The organism is Polaromonas sp. Polasp52 (assembly GCF_059491565.1).
This window is the reverse complement of sequence record NZ_CP168513.1, coordinates 4,254,925-4,271,343: the sequence shown is the minus strand read 5'-3', so window position 1 is coordinate 4,271,343 and position 16,419 is coordinate 4,254,925. Positions and strand designations below refer to the sequence as shown.

The following is a 16,419-nucleotide window of genomic DNA, read 5'->3' as shown; positions in this document are numbered from 1 at the left end:
GGACCTCCTCGGGGCTGTCTTCATATTACGAATGCTAATGCGTTTATCTCTATTTCTGAGTTGTTTGAAAAATATGACTTGACTATATTAAGCCCTTCAAACCGGAATTTCACCCAGGAAACGCCTATGAACACCGCAAAAGCAGAGCGCAGCCAGGCCGTTGGCGCCGCCATTGAAAACATTAAACTTATTGTTGGAAGCGGCGAAGCCACCCGCCAGTCCCTGGCCAAGGTGCTGGCGGTGCTGAACCAGCTGGCCGACCGCAAGGACCTGTGGAGCGAGGCCGAGTTCAACGCTCCCGTCAGCCCCGAACTGCAGGCGCGCTACCTGATTGCCGAAGACGCCGACCAGAGCTTTGCGCTCTACCTCAACGTGATGCGCCCCGGCAAGCGCATCGTGCCGCACAACCACACCACCTGGGCCTGCATCAGCGCCGTGGAAGGCACGGAACTCAACCGCGTGTACGAACGCCAGGACGACGGCTCGGTGCCGGGCAAAGCCCAGCTCAAGGAAGTCAGCTCCGTCGTGGTCGAGCCCGGCACGGGCATCGCACTGCTGCCGGAAGACATCCACTCGGTGGAAATTCCCGCGGGCCAGGTAATACGCCACCTGCACATGTACGGCCGCGCGCTCGAGACCCTGACCTCGCGCACCAGCTACGACCTGGAAAAAGGCACCTACGAAACCATGGGCATAGGCGTGCAGACCCGCCGCTGAACGCCCAGTACGTCTGATCCCCTCGAATCTCCCGAACCCACACGCATTTACTCCATGACACGTTTTGTAGACGCGGCCACGCTCAAAGCCTGGCTGCACGACGGCGAAGAAATCGCCTTGTTCGATGTGCGCGAGCACGGCCAGTACGGCCAGTCGCATTTGTTTTACGGCATCACCCTGCCCTACAGCCGTCTCGAGCTGGATGCGCCGCGCCTGGCGCCGCGCAAAGGCGTGCGGCTGGTGGTCTATGACGACGACGGCAAGGGCGCCGCGCCCCTGGCCGCGCGCCGCCTGGCCGCGATCGGCTACAGCGATGTGCAGGTGCTGCAAGGCGGCACCGCCGGCTGGCAAGCGGCCGGCTTTGCGCTGTTCGCGGGCGTCAACGTGCCGTCCAAGACTTTCGGCGAACTGGCCGAGCAGGTCTACCACACGCCCCGGGTCAGTGCGACCGAACTGGCGGCCATGATAGAGCGCAAGGACGACGTCGTGGTGCTGGACGGGCGGCCGTTCTCGGAGTTCCGCAAGATGAACATCCCGACGGCGATCAGCTGCCCCAACGGCGAGCTGGCCCTGCGCATACGCGACCTGGTACCCAGCGAGAGCACCCACATCGTGATCAACTGCGCGGGCCGCACGCGCAGCATCATAGGTGCGCAGACGCTGATCAACCTGGGTGTGCGCAACCCCGTGTCCGCACTCGAAAACGGCACGCAGGGCTGGTACCTGGCCGACCTCAAGCTCGAGCACGGCGGCACGCGCCGCTACCCCGAATCGGTGCAACTCCAGGGGACCGCCGGCATGCGCGAGGCAGCCCAGGCGCTGGCAAAGCGCTTCAACGTACCTGTCGTCGACGCGCAGACGGTTCGCGGCTGGGCCGGCGACACGCAGCGCACGCTGTTTTTGTGCGACGTCCGCAGCCCCGAAGAATTCGCGCAGGGCAGCCTGCCCGGCGCGCAGCACACACCGGGCGGCCAGCTGATCCAGGCCACCGACCAGTATGTGGGCGTGCGCAAGGCGCGCCTGGTGCTGTTCGACACCGACGGCATGCGCGCACTCACGGTGGCAAGCTGGCTGCGCCAGCTGGGCCACGATGCCAGCGTGCTGGGCCAGGGCCTGGCCAGCGGACTGGCCCTGCCCGCCGCGGCACCCGTGGGCCTGCCCGCGCTGCCCGCCACCAGCGCGCAGACGCTGAAAGACGGCCTGGCCGACGGCAGCGTCTGCGCCATCGATCTGCGCCCCAGCATGCAGTTCCGCCAGAAACACATCGCAGGCACGCGCTGGTCGATACGACCGCGCCTGGCGCAGGCCCTGGCCGGTGAGCACCGCCCGGTGGTGCTGATTGCCGACGAGCCCGCCGTGGCGGCGTGCGCGGCCGTGGACCTGCAGGCACTGGGCCTGAAACCCAGCCTGCTCGAAGGCGGCCTGGACGGCTGGCGCGCCGCCGGCCTGCCGCTGCAGGCCTCTGAAAACATTCCGGCCGACAGCGACTGCATCGACTACCTGTTCTTCGTGCACGACCGGCACGACGGCAACAAGGAAGCGGCCCGCCAGTACCTGGCCTGGGAAGTCAACTTGATCGGGCAGCTCGACGCGCAGGAACTCAAGGCCTTTCATCTGCCCGAAGCCGTCGCCCACGCCTGATCCCGCCGGCCCGGCGCCCTCGCTCTTCTTTTTTCATTTTTGCTTCCATCCATTCAGGAGCCCCCATGCTTGCCCAGCTGAAATTCACCGCCGCCTCACTTTGCTGCGCCCTGCTCGCCGTGCACGGCGCCGCCTCCGCGCAGCCCATGCCCCAGGTCGGCGGCTTCCCCAACCAGGCCATCAAATTCGTCTCGCCCTTCCCGGCCGGCGGCGGCAATGACGCCACCACGCGTTTTGTGACCACCCGCCTGTCCGACATCACCGGCCAGAGCGCCATCGTCGACAACCGCGGCGGCGCCGGCGGCAACATAGGCGCCAAGGCCGTGGCCGACGCCAAGCCCGACGGCTACACCGTGCTCACGGGCCAGGTTTCGCTGATGGCCGTCAACCCCACGCTCTACGCCTCGCCGGGGTTCGATCCGCTGAAGAACTTCCTGCCTATCACCCAGATCAACGCCGCGCCGCTGGTGCTGGTGGTGCCCAGCAACTCACCCCTGAAAAGCTTTGCCGACCTGGCCGCGCAAACCAAGGCCCCCGGCGGGCGCGTCACCTACGCCACGCCGGGCAACGGCACGCTCTCGCACCTGGTCGGCGTGGTGCTGGAAAAGGACAGCGGCATCGGCATGACCCACGTGCCCTACAAGGGCGCGGCGCCTGCCATCACCGACCTGCTGGGAGGCCAGGTGGACGTGCTCATCACCTCCACCGCCTCGGTATCCAGCTTCATCCAGAACGGCAAGATGCGCGCCCTGGCCGTCACCAGCCCGCGCCGCATCGGCGTGTTCACCAAGGTGCCCACCTTGGAAGAGCTGGGCTACAAAAACACCACCTTTGAAGACTGGTACGGTTTCTTCGCGCCCGCGGGCACGCCCCCTGAGCGCGTGGCCTACCTGCACGACAGCATCGTGCGCGCCCTGAAGACGCCGGAAGTCAGCAAGCTGATCACCGAGGGCGGCAGCGAAGTGGTCGGCAACACCTCGGCGGCCTTCGCCGCGCAGCTCAAGGCGGACATCGCCCGCTGGTCGCGCGTCGTCAAACTCTCGGGCGCCAAGCTAGACTGATCGTTCATTCACCAAGGCTTTCCCGACATGAATCAAAAATCGCCGCCGGCCGACTTGCCAAGCCCGTCCGCCCTGACCCGCCTGGTCCATGCCGGCAAGCAGCCGGCCTATGAGGGCGGACGGCCGGTCAACCCGCCGGTGGTGCGCGCCAGCACCGTGCTGTTCGACAGCACGGCGCACCAGCGCGAGATGCGCCAGCGGCGCGGCGAGGAGCGCGTGTTCACCTACGGGGCCCGCGGCAACCCGACGAATTACGCGCTGGAAGACATGGTCAGCGAGCTTGAGGGCGCCTACCGCACGCGGCTTTTCCCCACGGGCCTGGCGGCCATCGCGATGACGCTGCTGGCCTACCTCAAGCCCGGCGACCATGTGCTGATGTCGGACAGCGTCTATGAGCCGGCGCGCAAGCTGGTCGAGTCCTTCCTCACGCCCTACAACATCCGCTGCACTTTTTTTGCGGCCGACGGCAGCGTCGTGGAAGAAAAAATCGAGCCGGGCACGCGCATGGTGTACACCGAATGCCCGGGCTCGCTGGTCTACGAGATGTGCGACCTGCCGCGCCTGGCCGCCATCGCCCATGCGCGGGGCGCGCTGCTGGTGGCCGACAACACCTGGGGATCCGGCTACCAGTACCGGCCGCTGGCGCTGGGCGCCGACGTGTCGGTCATGGCCGCGACCAAATACCTGTCGGGCCATTCCGACGTGATGATGGGCACCGTCGCCACCACGCAAGCCGCCTGGCAGGCGCTGAACGAGCGCAGCGACGCCTTCGGCATGACGGTGAGCCCCGACGACGCATGGCTGGTGCTGCGCGGCACGCGCAGCATGGCCGCGCGCCTGGCCGTGCATGAAAGCGGCGCCCTGAAGGTGGCGGCCTGGCTGCAGGCGCGCAGCGAAGTGGCGACCGTGTTCTGCCCGGCCCTGCCAGGCCACCCGGGCCATGCCATCTGGCAACGCGACTGCAAGGGCACCAACGGCCTGCTGTCTTTCGAGCTGCAGCAGGGCTTCGACCAGGCCGCCGCCGAACGCCTGATCGACAGCCTGCGGCTGTTCGGCCTGGGCGCGTCCTGGGGCGGCTATGAAAGCCTGGTCACGCTGGCCAACTTGCGCAATGCCCGCAGCGTGACCGACTGGTCGGGCCGCGGCCAGATCGTGCGCTTGCACATCGGGCTCGAAGACCCGGCCGACCTGCTGGCCGATTTGCAGCAGGGCTTTGCCGCGCTGCAAGCCTGACTCCGGGGCCTTGAGCCCCCTGTTCCATGCCTTGCGCGCCTTTGAGGCGCCTCTTCCCTTCGTTTCCTTTCCACGAGGTTTGCACGACCATGCCCAGCGCTGCGCGTCCCTGGCTTCTTCACACCCGCAGCCTGTGGCCAGGCCTGGCCCTGCCGCTGCTCATCATGCTGGGCGCGACCTTTCTTTCCGAGCACTACGGCGGCCCGCAGCTGCTGTACGCCCTGCTGTTCGGCCTGGCTTTTCACTTCCTCTACCAGGACACGCGCTGCCGGCCCGGCATCGAGTTTTGCGCCAGGACGCTGCTGCGCATAGGCGTGGCCCTGCTGGGCGCGCGCATCACGCTGGCGCAGATCGGGCAACTGGGCATGGGGCCGCTGGCCACCGCGGTGATCGCCGTTGCCAGCGCCATCGCGCTGGGTGCCTGGCTGGCGCGGCGCCTGGGCCTGGGCACCGACTTCGGCCTGCTGTGCGGCGCGGCGGTGTCCATCTGCGGCGCATCGGCGGCCCTGGCCGTGGCCGCGGTCATGCCCAAAACGCCAGACAATGAGCGCCACACGCTGCTGACCGTGGTCGGCGTCACCGGCCTGTCGACGCTGGCCATGGTGGTCTACCCGCTGCTGGCCAGGATTTTGCGGCTGGACGACAGCGGCGCCGGCATCTTCCTGGGCGGCACCATCCATGACGTGGCGCAAGTCGTGGGCGCGGGCCTGATGATGTCGCACGAGACCGGCGACGTCGCGGTGATCGTCAAGCTGTTTCGCGTCACGCTGCTGGTGCCCGTGGTCGCCGTGCTGGCCTGGTACTGGCGCAGGCGCAGCAGCACCGGCGATGCCGGCCCGCGCACGCCGCTGCTGCCCTTCTTCCTGGTCGGCTTCATGGCGCTGGTGCTGGCCAACAGCCTGGGCGTGGTCACGCCGCGGCTCAACGAGGTGCTGGGCCAGGTCTCTCGCGTCTGCCTGGTGGTTGCCATCGCGGCGCTGGGCATCAAGACCTCCTTCGAGGAGCTGGTCAAGCTGGGCTGGCGGCCCATGGCGCTGATGCTGGTCGAGACGCTGTGGCTGGTCGCCATCTTCGCGGCCTACCTGTGCGTCTTCCGGTAAAGAGCCCCTAGGCCAACAGGCAGGCAGCCTCCGTCTCATCGCTCAGACGGCGCAAGGCCGGCACCTCCTCGGCGCAGCGCGCAATCGCCAGCGGGCAGCGCGTGCGAAACACGCAGCCCGAAGGCGGCGACATGGGCGAAGGCAGGTCGCCCTGCAGCAGCTGGATCACCTTTTTGCGCTCCAGCGCCGGGTCGGGAATCGGGATGGCCGACAGCAAGGCCTGGGTGTAGGGATGGCGCGGCGACGCATACAGCGCCTTCTTGTGCGCCACTTCCATTTCATGCCCGAGGTACATCACCAGGATGCGGTCGCTGATGTGTTTGACGACGGCCAGGTCATGCGCGATGAAGATCAGCGCCAGGCCCATGGACTTTTGCAGCTCCTTGAGCAGGTTGATGATCTGCGCCTGGATGGAGACGTCCAGCGCCGACACCGGCTCGTCGCAGATGATGAGCTTGGGCTCCAGGATCAGGGCCCGCGCAATGCCTATGCGCTGGCACTGGCCGCCGGAGAACTCGTGCGGGTAGCGGTTGATCTGTTGCGGCATCAGGCCGACGCGGCCCATCATGGCCTTGACGCGCTGCATCACCTCTACTTCGGGCATGGCCGGGCGGTGCGTGCGCAGCGGCTCGGCAATGATTTGCGCGATGGTCATGCGCGGGTCCAGCGAGGCCAGCGGGTCCTGGAAGATCATCTGGATGTCCGCCCTGGCCGCCTGCCAAGCATCGCTGGAGGCCGTTGTCATCTCCCGGCCCATCCAGGCAATGCTGCCGGCGGTGGCCGGGATCAGGTTCAGCACCGCGCGCGCCAGCGTCGACTTGCCGCAACCGGACTCGCCCACCACGCCCAGCGTCTCACCGGCATGGATGTCAAAGGAAATACCGTCCACGGCCTTGAGGATGCGGGCCGGCGACCAGGGCCAGGCACCGCCTGCCTTGATCCTGAAGTGCACCTGGAGGTCGCGCACCGACAGAATGGGTTGGGTGGCCTCACGCATGGCTGGCCTCCTTCGCCGCGAGTTCCGACACCGCCTGGACAGAGCGATGGCAGGCCCTGAGCACGGCCGCATCGTGTTCGGCCGGCAGCAGCGCGGGCAACAGTTCCACGCATTGCGCGCTGGCCAGGGTACAGCGCTCGCTGAACGGGCAGCCCCTGGGCAGCTTCGCCATATTCGGCGGCGCGCCGGGGATGGCAACCAGCGTTTCGCCCTCCGCGTCCAGGCGCGGTATGGCGCCCAGCAGGCCCACGGTATAGGGATGCGAGGCGCGGTAAAAAACACTGTCGGCGCTGCCCTGCTCCATCACGCGCCCGCCGTAGAGCACCATCACCTCGTCGCAAAGGCCCGCCACCACGCCCAGGTCGTGGGTGATCATGATGATGGCGGTGCCGAAATCGCGCTGCAGCTCGCGCAGCAAGGCGATGATCTGCGCCTGCACCGTGACGTCCAGCGCGGTCGTGGGTTCGTCGGCGATCAGCACCTCGGGCTCGCACAGCAAGGCCATCGCGATCATCACGCGCTGGCGCATGCCGCCCGAAAACTCATGCGGGTACAGGGTGATGCGGCCCGCCGCATCGGGAATCTTGACAGCATCAAGCAGCTGCACCGAACGGGCGCGCGCCGCCTTGCGGTCCAGGCCCTTGTGGAACTGCAGCACCTCGGTCATCTGCCGCTCCACCGTGAGGTAAGGGTTGAGCGAGGTCATCGGGTCCTGGAAGATCATGGCCACACGGTTGCCGCGTATCTTGTTGAGATCGGCCGGTTTCATGGCCAGCAGGTCGCGGCCCTGGTACAGGGCCTGGCCGGTGGCTTTTCCGTTGCTGGCCAGCAGGCCCATCATGGCGAGCACGCTCTGGCTTTTGCCGGAACCGCTTTCGCCGACGATGCCCAGGGTCTGACCCCGGTCCAGCGAAAAGTTGATGCCGTTGACGGCGTAGACCAGCCCGTCCTGGGTCTGGAACTGGACGCCGAGATTCTTGACTTCGATCAGGCTCATGGTGCGGCTCAGCGTTCCTTGGGGTCCAGCGCATCGCGCAGGCCGTCCCCGATGTAGTTGAAGCAGTACAGGGTCAGCGACAGCAGGCCGGCCGGGAACAGCAGCATCCAGGACGACACCTCCATGACGGATGCACCATCGTGGATCAGCACGCCCCAGCTTGTCATAGGCTCCTGGATGCCCAGCCCCAGGAAAGACAGCACCGACTCGACCAGGATCACGGCCGGCACGGTGACCGTGGTGTAGATCACCACGATGCCCAGCAGGTTGGGAACGATGTGCTGGAAGATGATGCGCCGCGTCGGCACGCCCAGCGCCCTCGCCGCCTCGATGAACTCGCGCGAGCGCAGCGACAGGGTCTGGCCGCGCACCACACGCGCCATGTCCATCCAGGAGAACACCGTGATGGTGATCACCACCAGGTAAAAGGCGCGCCCCAGAATGGTCACCATCAGGATGGCGATCAGCAGATAGGGCACGGCGTACATCATGTCGACGACGCGCATCATGAAGGCATCCACCTTGCCGCCAATAAAGCCCGCCGTCGCGCCCCAGACAATGCCCAGCGTGACGGCCGACAGGGTGGCCAGAAAACCCACCAGCAGCGACACGCGGCCGCCGACCAGGCTGCGCACCAGCAGGTCGCGACCCGACTCGTCGGTGCCGAAAAAATGCGCGTTCTTGAGCGTGGGCGGCAAGCTCATGGCGTCCCAGTCGGCGGCATCGAAGGCATGCGGCAGCAACCAGGGGCCGGCGATACAGCACAGCGTGATCAAGGCCAGCAGGCCCAGGCTGAACACCGCCGCCTTGTTGCGCAGAAAACGCACGCGCGCGTCGGCCCAGGGGCTGCGCCCCGCGATGTCGGCCGGCGCTGCTTGCAGCGCATTACCCAGCGCCGCGGCCAGCCGGTCCTGTTTGTTTTTGTTTCTGAACAGCATGGCGTCCCGCCTCAGTAACGGATCTTGGGATCAAGCAAGGCATAAGCCAGGTCGACCAGCAGGTTGAGCGTCACGGCGATCACGGTCACCAGCACCACCAGGCCCAGCACCAGGGTGTAGTCACGGTTGGCGGCGCCGTTGACGATGAGCTTGCCTATGCCCGGCAGCGAGAACACCGATTCGGTCACGATGGCCGAGGTGATCGAGGAAATCGCCAGCGGGCCCATGACGGACACCACCGGCAGCAGCGCGGGCTTGAGGGCGTGGCGCAGGATGATGGTGTGCGTGGGCAAGCCCTTGGCGCGCGCGGTGCGTATGAAGTTGCTGTGCAGCACCTCGATCAGGCTGCCGCGCATGACGCGGCCTATGGTGGCCACGTTGATGAAGATCAGCAGCAGCATGGGCAGCACCATGAAGCGCGGTGAAAAGTCGTCCCAGCCGCCGGCCGGCGCGACCTTGAGCCAGACCGCGAACACCAGGATCAGCACCGGGCCGATCACAAAAGACGGGAATACATGGCCCGCGTTGCCCAGCAGCATGACCCCGTAGTCGATGGCGCTGTTCTGCCGCAAGGCGGCCATGGTACCGAGGAAGACGCCGACGAAGAGCGAGATGACGATGGCGCCCCCGCCTATCGCCGCGGAAACCGGCAGCGCCTTGGCCACCAGCTCGTTGACCGACCAGTCGGCATAACGGAAGGAGGCGCCCAGGTCGCCGTGCAGCAGGCTGTTGAGGTAATACAGGTACTGCTGCCACAACGGAAGGTCGAGGTGGTACTTGGCCTGCAGGTTGGCCAGCACCGCGGCGGACACCTTGCGCTCCTCATCGAAGGGGCCGCCGGGCGTGCCGTGCAGCAGCAGGTAGCAGACGGTGACCACGGCCAGCAAGGTCGGAAGGGTCGCCAGGACGCGCCTGAAGGCGTATGACCACATGAGGATATCTCCGGGCTAGTCAGTGTGAACGCATGAGCGCATGAAGGCCTGGGCCGGGTACAGCTTGGCCCTGAACGGCCGGCATGGCGTCAGAAAGATCTTGGAAAGCGGTGAATAGCAGGCCAGGGACAGGCAGGCGCGCGGCGGCGCCCGCCCGGCCCGCCCTCAATGCTTGATGATGTACAGGTCCTTGCCGCGGTAGCGGTCCAGCGCGTTGGTGGTCGAGTAACCGCCCACATAGGGCTTGACCAGTCGCGGCACGGTGTACTGCAGCAGCGGGATGATGGGGTAGTCTTCCATGATCATCTTCGCCGCCTGGGTCAGCAGGACCTTGCGCTTGGCCGGGTCCAATTGCAGGTTGCCTTCATCGATCAGCGCGGAGGCCTTGCGGTTGCAGCTGTTGTGGTAGTTCTGGTCGGAGTCGCACTGCACCAGGGTCAGCCAGGTGGTGGCGTCGTTGTAGTCGGCGATCCAGCCGTTGCGGGCGATCTGGTAGTCCTTGTCGGTGCGCTTCTTGATCAGCACCTTGAATTCCATGGCTTCCAGTTCAACGTCCAGGCCCAGCTTGGTCTTCCACTCGGAGGCCGCGAAGATGGCCATCTTCTTGTGGTAATCGCTGGTGTTGTAGGAGAACTTGAGTTTGGTGCCGGGCGGCAGCGCGGCTTCATTGAGCAGCTTCTTGGCTTCGGCAATGCGCTTGTCGGCGGGCCATTTGGCCCAGTCGTAGGCGGTCACGTCGGCGCCGGAAGTGCCCTTGACGATCACGCCGTAAGCCGGTGTCTGCCCGTCGGCGGTGACGCGCTGCGCCAGGATGTCGCGGTCCAGCGCCATGGACAGCGCCTTGCGCACGCGGATGTCCTTGAGGGCCGGGTCGGCGTTGTTGAGCGAGTAGTAGCGCAGGCCCAGCATGTCGGTGTTGCGGATCTCCTTGGGGTACTGCGCCTTGTACTTGTCGTAGGTGCCGGGGGGGAGCTGGTAGACCCAGTCGTTTTCGCCCGACTCATAGAGCTTGACGTCGGCATTGCCGTCCTCGACCGAGAGGTAGGTGACCTTGGTCAGCTGGACGTTCTTCGCATCCCAGTAAGCGGGGTTCTTGGCCAGGATGATCTTGCTGTTGACCTGCCAGTCCTTGAGCGAGAAGGCGCCGTTGTTCACCATGTTGGCGGGCCGGGTCCAGTCCTTGCCGAATTTTTCGATGGTGGCCTTGTGCAGGGGCGCGAGCTGGGGGTTGGACACGACCTCGGGCAGGAAGTTGACCGGGAAAGGCGTCTTGATTTCCAGGGTGTAGGGGTCGATGGCCTTGACACCTAGCTCGGTGACGGGCTTCTTGCCTTCGATGATCTCTTTGGCATTGAGCAGGAAGACGCCGTAGGTGGAGGCGTATTTGGAAGCGGTCGCCGGGTCGACGAAGCGGCGCATGCTGTAGATGAAGTCGTCGGCGGTCACAGCGTCGCCGTTGGACCACTTGGCGTTCTTGCGCAGCTTGAAGACCCAGGTTTGCGGGTCGACCTGCTTCCAGCTTTCCGCCACGCCGGGCACGATCTTGCCGTTGTTGTCCGCGGCGCACAGGCCTTCGAACATGTCGCGGATCACGTTGTTGGCCGGCACGCCCGTCGCCAGCGCGGCGTCCAGGGTTTCGGGCTCGGAGCCGTTGTTGCGGACCAGTTCCTGGGTCTCATGCAGTTTCACGCCGGCGGGCACGTTGGCAGCGGCGGCCAGGCCGGCACAGGCCAGCAGCACGGCGCCGGCCAGGGTTTTCATCGTCCAGTTTGAGTTCATGCTTGTTTGCACTCCCGAATAAAAAACCGGCGGGCTTATGGCCCGCCGTGGTGGATGGAGCATCTCGCCTCCCATCGGAGGCTAGACGTTTGGCCTGTCGGTCGGCGCGAATATACCGCCGCCCCCGAGGCCGCTTCGTAGGGAGTAACCCTTCAGCAATTAGCATGCCGTGTCGCTTAAGAGACCTCGCAGGGCAAGGCTTGCGTGGATACATTCGGCACACTTGCTCACAAATAAAGATGGGGTGCATGGCGGCGTCGCACCGCGGCCGGGAAAACCGGCAAAAAAAAGCCCGCCCCCAGAACGGGGAGCGGGCGGCCGGGATTTAACGGCGGACGGGTTTAGCGGCTGAGCTGGGTATCGGCCTTCAGGCTCAGGGCTTCTTCAGGGGGCGGCTCCTTCCAGCCGCCACCCAGCGTCTTGTACAGCGTGACCTGGCTTTGCAGCTGAGCCAGGCGGGTCTGCACCACGGCCTGGCGCGCGGTGAACAGCGCGCGCTGGGCGTCGAGCTGGTCCAGGTAGCTGGCCACGCCGTTCTGGTAGCGCAGGTCGGCCAGCTTGAAGCGCGTGGCTTCGGCGTTGGCCTGGGCCTGCTGGGCGCGCAACTGCTCGCCCAGGGTGGCTCGGCCGGCCAGGGCATCGGCTACTTCACGGAAGGCCGTCTGGATGGATTTTTCGTACTGGGCGATGGCGATGTCGCGCCCGGCGTTGGCCGAATCCAGGCCGGCGCGGTTGCGGCCCGCGTCAAACAGCGGCAGGATCAGCTGCGGCGCCATGGTCCAGCCGTAGGAGCCGCTCTTGAAGAGGCCGTTCAAGTGCGAGCTGGCGCTGCCGGCGCTGGCCGTGAGCGAAATGCGCGGGAAAAATGCCGCGCGCGCCGCGCCTATGTCGGCGTTGGCGGACAGCAGCTGCTGCTCGGCCTGGCGCACGTCGGGGCGCCGGGTCAGCAGGTCGGAAGGCAGGCCGGCGGGCACGTCAACCATCATGGGCGCGTCGGCCAGTCCTTTGCCGGCCGGCAGGGCCACGGCCAGCTCGCCGGTGAGCGGCTGGCCTATCAGCAAGGTCAGGGCGTTCTGGTCCAGCGCGCGCTGGCGCACCTGCTGGGCCAGCGAGACGCGTGCGGCCTCGGTCAGCGACTCGGCCTGGCGGAAGTCCAGTTCGGAGCTCACGCCGTTGTCAAAACGCAGCTTGCTGAGCTTGAAGGACTCCTCGCGCGTGACCAGCGTCTGCTGCGTGATCGCCAGCAGTTCCTCGTCGGCCAGCAGGCTCAGATAGGTGTTGGCCACCGCGGCGATCAGGCTGATCTGGGTGGTCTTGCGCCCTTCTTCCGTCGCCAGGTACTGCGCCAGCGCCGACTCCTTGAGGGCGGCGACGCGGCCGAAGAAGTCCAGCTCGTAGGAGGTCATGATCAACCCGCCGGTGTAAGCGCTGGTGATGCTGCCGTTGCCGTTGGCATTGGGCTGGCGCGAACCGGTGATGCCGGCGTTGATGGTCGGGAACTGGTCGGCGCGCCGTATCCGGTACTGCGCGCGCGCCTGCTCGATGTTGAGCACGGCGATGCGCAGGTCGCGGTTGTTGCGCAGCGCCGCATCGATCAGCTTGCGCAGCTGTGGATCGCTGAAGAAGGTCTGCCACTCGATGTCGGCCGCGGCCGGCGTGTTGGCGGTGGCGGAACTACCCGTGGTGGTCTGCGCCGACCCGGCGATCCAGCCCGAGGCGGTGGGGTATTGGTCGGCCACCGGGGCGGCCGGCCGCTCGTACTTCGGGATCATGGAGCAGCCGGCGAGCAGCGCCGCCGCGCCCAGCGCCAGAAGCTGCGGGAACCTGGATGGGGATTTACTCATGGGCCTTACCTTCATTTCCTTCCTCTCCGGTGATGCCCGCCGCCTTGGCATGCTCGGAATACATCCTGTTTTGCCGTTCACTGCCTTTGAAGAGGCCGCGCACCACCACGAAGAACACGGGAACAAAAATCACCGCCAGGGCCGTGCCGGTGACCATGCCGCCTATCACGCCGGTGCCGATGGCGCGCTGGCTCGCCGAGCCCGCGCCCGAGGCGATCACCAGCGGCACCACGCCCAGCCCGAAGGCCAGCGAGGTCATGATGATGGGACGGAAACGCAGGTGGGCCGCCGCCAGGGCGGACTCGATCACGCTGCGGCCCTGGGCCTGCAGGTCCTTGGCGAACTCGATGATCAGAATCGCGTTCTTCGCCGACAAGCCGATGATGGTGATCAGGCCGACCTGGAAGTACACGTCGTTCGCATAGCCGCGGAACAAGGTGGCCAGAAGCACGCCGATCACGCCTAGCGGCACGACCAGGATCACCGCCAGCGGGATGCTCCAGCTCTCGTACAACGCGGCCAGGCAAAGGAACACCGCCAGGATGGCGAAACCGTAGAGCAGCGTGGCCTGCGAGCCGGCGAGCTTTTCCTCGCGCGACTGGCCGGTCCATTCAAAGCCGAAGCCCTGCGGCAGCTGGGCTGCGAGTTTTTCCATCTCGGCCATGGCGGCGCCGGTGCTGTAGCCCGGCGCGGCGCTGCCGCCTATGCGCATCGCGGGATAGCCGTTGTAACGCACCGTCTGCATCGCGCCGGTGATCCAGCGCGTGGTGGCAAACGCCGACAGCGGCACGGGCTGCCCCTTGCTGTTGCTGGCGTTGAGCCTGAGCAGGTGGTCGGGCTGCATGCGCGCCGGCGCATCGGCCTGCACCACCACGCGCTGCAGGCGGCCCTGGTTCGGGAAGTCGTTCACATAGCTCGAGCCCAGCGAAGTCGACAGCACCGAGTTGATCGAGTCGAAGGTGACGCCCAGCGCGTTGGCCTTGTCGCGGTCTATGTCGATCTGCAGCTGCGGCGCGTCTTCCAGGCCGTCGGGGCGCACCTGCGCGAGGACCGGGCTCTTGGAAGCCATGCCCAGCAACTGGTTGCGCGCATTGACCAGCGCCTGGTGGCCCGCGCCGCCGCGGTCCTGCAGGCGGAAGCTGAAACCCGAAGCCGTGCCCAGCTCCGGAATCGGCGGCGGGCTCAGCGGGTAGATGAAGGCGTCGCGCACGCCCATGAGCGCGCCAAAGGCGCGGCCCGCCACGGCGCTGGCCGAGTGCGCGTCGCCGTCGCGCTCCTTCCAGTCCTTGAGCGTCACGAAGGCAAGTGCCGCATTCTGGCCCTGGCCGGAGAAGCTGAAGCCCAGCACGCCGACCATGCTTTCGACCTCGGGCTGCTTGAGCATGAAGCCTTCGACGGTCTGCATCACCGACAGCGTGCGCTCGTAGGTGGCGCCCGGCGGCAGTTGCACGTTGACCAGCAGGTTGCCCTGGTCTTCATTGGGCAGGAAGGAGGTCGGCAGGCGCAGGTAGACCACCGCGACCGCGCCTATGATGGCCACGTAGATGATGAGGTAGCGCGCCGCGCGCTTGAGGATGCGCGCGACAACGCCTTCGTAGCTCTTGGCGGTGCGCGAGAAGCCGCGGTTGAACCAGCCGAAGAAGCCGGTCTTGGCATGGTGGTGCCCGGCCTCGACGGGCTTGAGCAGCGTGGCGCACAGCGCCGGCGTGAGCGACAGGGCCATGAAGGCCGAGAAGGCGATGGACGACACCATCACCGCCGAGAACTGGCGGTAGATGTTGCCGGTCGAGCCCGCGAAGAAGGCCAGCGGCACGAACACCGAGATCAGCACCACGGTCACGCCGATGATGGCGCCCGAAATCTGCTGCATGGCCTTGCGCGTGGCCTCCAGCGGCGGCAGGCCTTCTTCGGTCATGATGCGCTCGACGTTCTCGACCACCACGATGGCATCGTCCACCACGATGCCGATGACCAGCACCATGCCGAACATGGTCAGCACGTTGATCGAAAAACCCAGCGCCAGCAAGGTGGCAAAGGTACCCAGCAGCGCGATGGGCACCACGATGGTCGGGATGATGGTGTAGCGCCAGTTCTGCAGGAACAGGAACATCACCAGGAACACCAGCGCCACGGCCTCGAACAGGGTCTCGGCCACTTGCGAGATCGAGATCTTGACGAAACGCGAGCTGTCGTAGGGGATGCTCCACTTCATGCCCTGCGGGAAATAGCGCTCCAGCTCGGTCATCTTGGCGCGCACGGCCTGGGCCGACGCCAGTGCATTGCCGCTGGGCGCGAGCTGCACACCGATACCGATGGCCTGCTTGCCGTTCAGGCGGGCCGAGGTCGCATAGGACTGGCCGCCCAGCTCGATGCGCGCGACGTCCTTCAGGCGCACCGACGAGCCGTCGGTGTTGGCGCGCAGCACGATGTTGCCGAACTGCTCGACATTGGCGAGCTGGCCGTTGACCACCACGGTGGCCGCGATGCCCTGCCCCGCCACGTTGGGCCGGTCGCCTATGCTGCCGGCGGACACCTGGGCGTTCTGCGCGCGGATCGCGGTGTTGACGTCGTTGGCCGAAAGGCTGACGCCCTGCAGCTTGGCCGGGTCCAGCCAGATGCGCATGGCGCGCTCGCTACCGAACAGCTGGGCCTGGCCTATGCCCTTGACGCGCTGCAGCTCGGGCACGATGTTGCGCGAGGCATAGTCGCCCAGCGCAATGGGGTCATGCGCCGGGTTGTCGGACGAGAGCATGGTGAACAGCAGGAAGTTGGAGCGCGACTTGTCGACACGCACGCCTTGCTGCGTCACCGCGGCGGGCAGGCGCGGCGACGCGCGCGAGAGCCGGTTCTGCACATCCACCTGCGCCAGGTCGGCGTTGGTGCCGGGCTCAAAGCTCAGCGTGATGCTGCCGGTGCCGTCGGCCTGCGCGACCGATTCCATGTAAATGAGGCCGGGCGAACCGTTCATTTCGCGCTCTATCACCGACAGCACGCTGTCCTCCAGCGTCTGGGCCGAAGCGCCCGGGTAGGCGGTGCTGACGACGATGGCGGGCGGCGCCACGGGCGGGTACTGGGCGATCGGCAGCTGCGTGATCGCCACGCCGCCCACCACCAGGATGAACAGTGCGATCACCCAGGCAAAGATCGGCCGGTCAATGAAAAACTTGGCCATGTGCGGGG

12 protein-coding genes are annotated in these 16,419 nt (G+C 66.4%); 5 read left to right on the top strand and 7 right to left on the bottom strand.

The window, feature by feature from the left end; translation table 11 throughout:
• The first annotated feature begins 126 nt into the window (after positions 1 to 126).
• From ACEN9P_RS20055 to ACEN9P_RS20035, 5 genes are all read left to right on the top strand, one after another.
• Entirely contained in the window at positions 127 to 717 is a 591-nt protein-coding gene (locus ACEN9P_RS20055; protein ID WP_477663770.1) for a cysteine dioxygenase family protein, read from the top strand.
• 54 nt (positions 718 to 771) lie between these two features.
• Positions 772 to 2,358, top strand: coding sequence for a rhodanese-like domain-containing protein (locus tag ACEN9P_RS20050; protein ID WP_495620272.1), 1,587 nt, complete (start codon positions 772 to 774; stop codon positions 2,356 to 2,358).
• 65 nt (positions 2,359 to 2,423) lie between these two features.
• Positions 2,424 to 3,419: a Bug family tripartite tricarboxylate transporter substrate binding protein gene (locus tag ACEN9P_RS20045; protein WP_477663772.1), complete on the top strand. Its 996-nt coding sequence runs from the start codon at positions 2,424 to 2,426 to the stop codon at positions 3,417 to 3,419.
• Positions 3,420 to 3,446: 27 nt separating this feature from the next.
• Positions 3,447 to 4,652: a cystathionine beta-lyase gene (gene metC, locus ACEN9P_RS20040; RefSeq protein WP_495620271.1), complete on the top strand. Its 1,206-nt coding sequence runs from the start codon at positions 3,447 to 3,449 to the stop codon at positions 4,650 to 4,652.
• Between the two features lie 89 nt (positions 4,653 to 4,741).
• Positions 4,742 to 5,752: a YeiH family protein gene (locus ACEN9P_RS20035; RefSeq protein ID WP_495620270.1), complete on the top strand. Its 1,011-nt coding sequence runs from the start codon at positions 4,742 to 4,744 to the stop codon at positions 5,750 to 5,752.
• A gap of 7 nt (positions 5,753 to 5,759) precedes the next feature.
• Here ACEN9P_RS20035 and oppF read toward each other — a convergent pair whose 3' ends face one another.
• The 7 genes from oppF to ACEN9P_RS20000 all read right to left on the bottom strand — a co-directional run bounded on the left by oppF (position 5,760) and on the right by ACEN9P_RS20000 (position 16,411).
• Entirely contained in the window at positions 5,760 to 6,749 is a 990-nt protein-coding gene (oppF, locus tag ACEN9P_RS20030) for a murein tripeptide/oligopeptide ABC transporter ATP binding protein OppF (protein WP_495620269.1), read from the bottom strand.
• A complete protein-coding gene (locus ACEN9P_RS20025; protein ID WP_495620268.1) occupies positions 6,742 to 7,746 on the bottom strand; it encodes an oligopeptide/dipeptide ABC transporter ATP-binding protein in 1,005 nt (334 codons plus the stop codon). Before ACEN9P_RS20025 ends, oppF begins: the two co-directional genes overlap by 8 nt.
• An 8-nt stretch (positions 7,747 to 7,754) precedes the next feature.
• A complete protein-coding gene (locus ACEN9P_RS20020) occupies positions 7,755 to 8,684 on the bottom strand; it encodes an ABC transporter permease subunit (RefSeq protein ID WP_477700996.1) in 930 nt (309 codons plus the stop codon).
• Positions 8,685 to 8,695: 11 nt separating this feature from the next.
• Entirely contained in the window at positions 8,696 to 9,616 is a 921-nt protein-coding gene (gene oppB, locus ACEN9P_RS20015; protein ID WP_477664555.1) for an oligopeptide ABC transporter permease OppB, read from the bottom strand.
• A 165-nt stretch (positions 9,617 to 9,781) separates the two neighbouring features.
• The gene (locus tag ACEN9P_RS20010; RefSeq protein ID WP_495620267.1) at positions 9,782 to 11,395 is read right to left on the bottom strand and encodes a peptide ABC transporter substrate-binding protein; all 1,614 of its coding nucleotides are present in this window, start codon (positions 11,393 to 11,395) and stop codon (positions 9,782 to 9,784) included.
• Between the two features lie 341 nt (positions 11,396 to 11,736).
• A complete protein-coding gene (locus ACEN9P_RS20005; protein ID WP_477715928.1) occupies positions 11,737 to 13,239 on the bottom strand; it encodes an efflux transporter outer membrane subunit in 1,503 nt (500 codons plus the stop codon).
• Positions 13,232 to 16,411 (bottom strand): efflux RND transporter permease subunit, encoded by a 3,180-nt coding sequence (locus ACEN9P_RS20000; RefSeq protein ID WP_477664558.1) that lies wholly within the window; start codon positions 16,409 to 16,411, stop codon positions 13,232 to 13,234. The genes ACEN9P_RS20005 and ACEN9P_RS20000 overlap by 8 nt, the downstream gene beginning before the upstream one ends.
• Between the last annotated feature and the right edge of the window lie 8 nt (positions 16,412 to 16,419).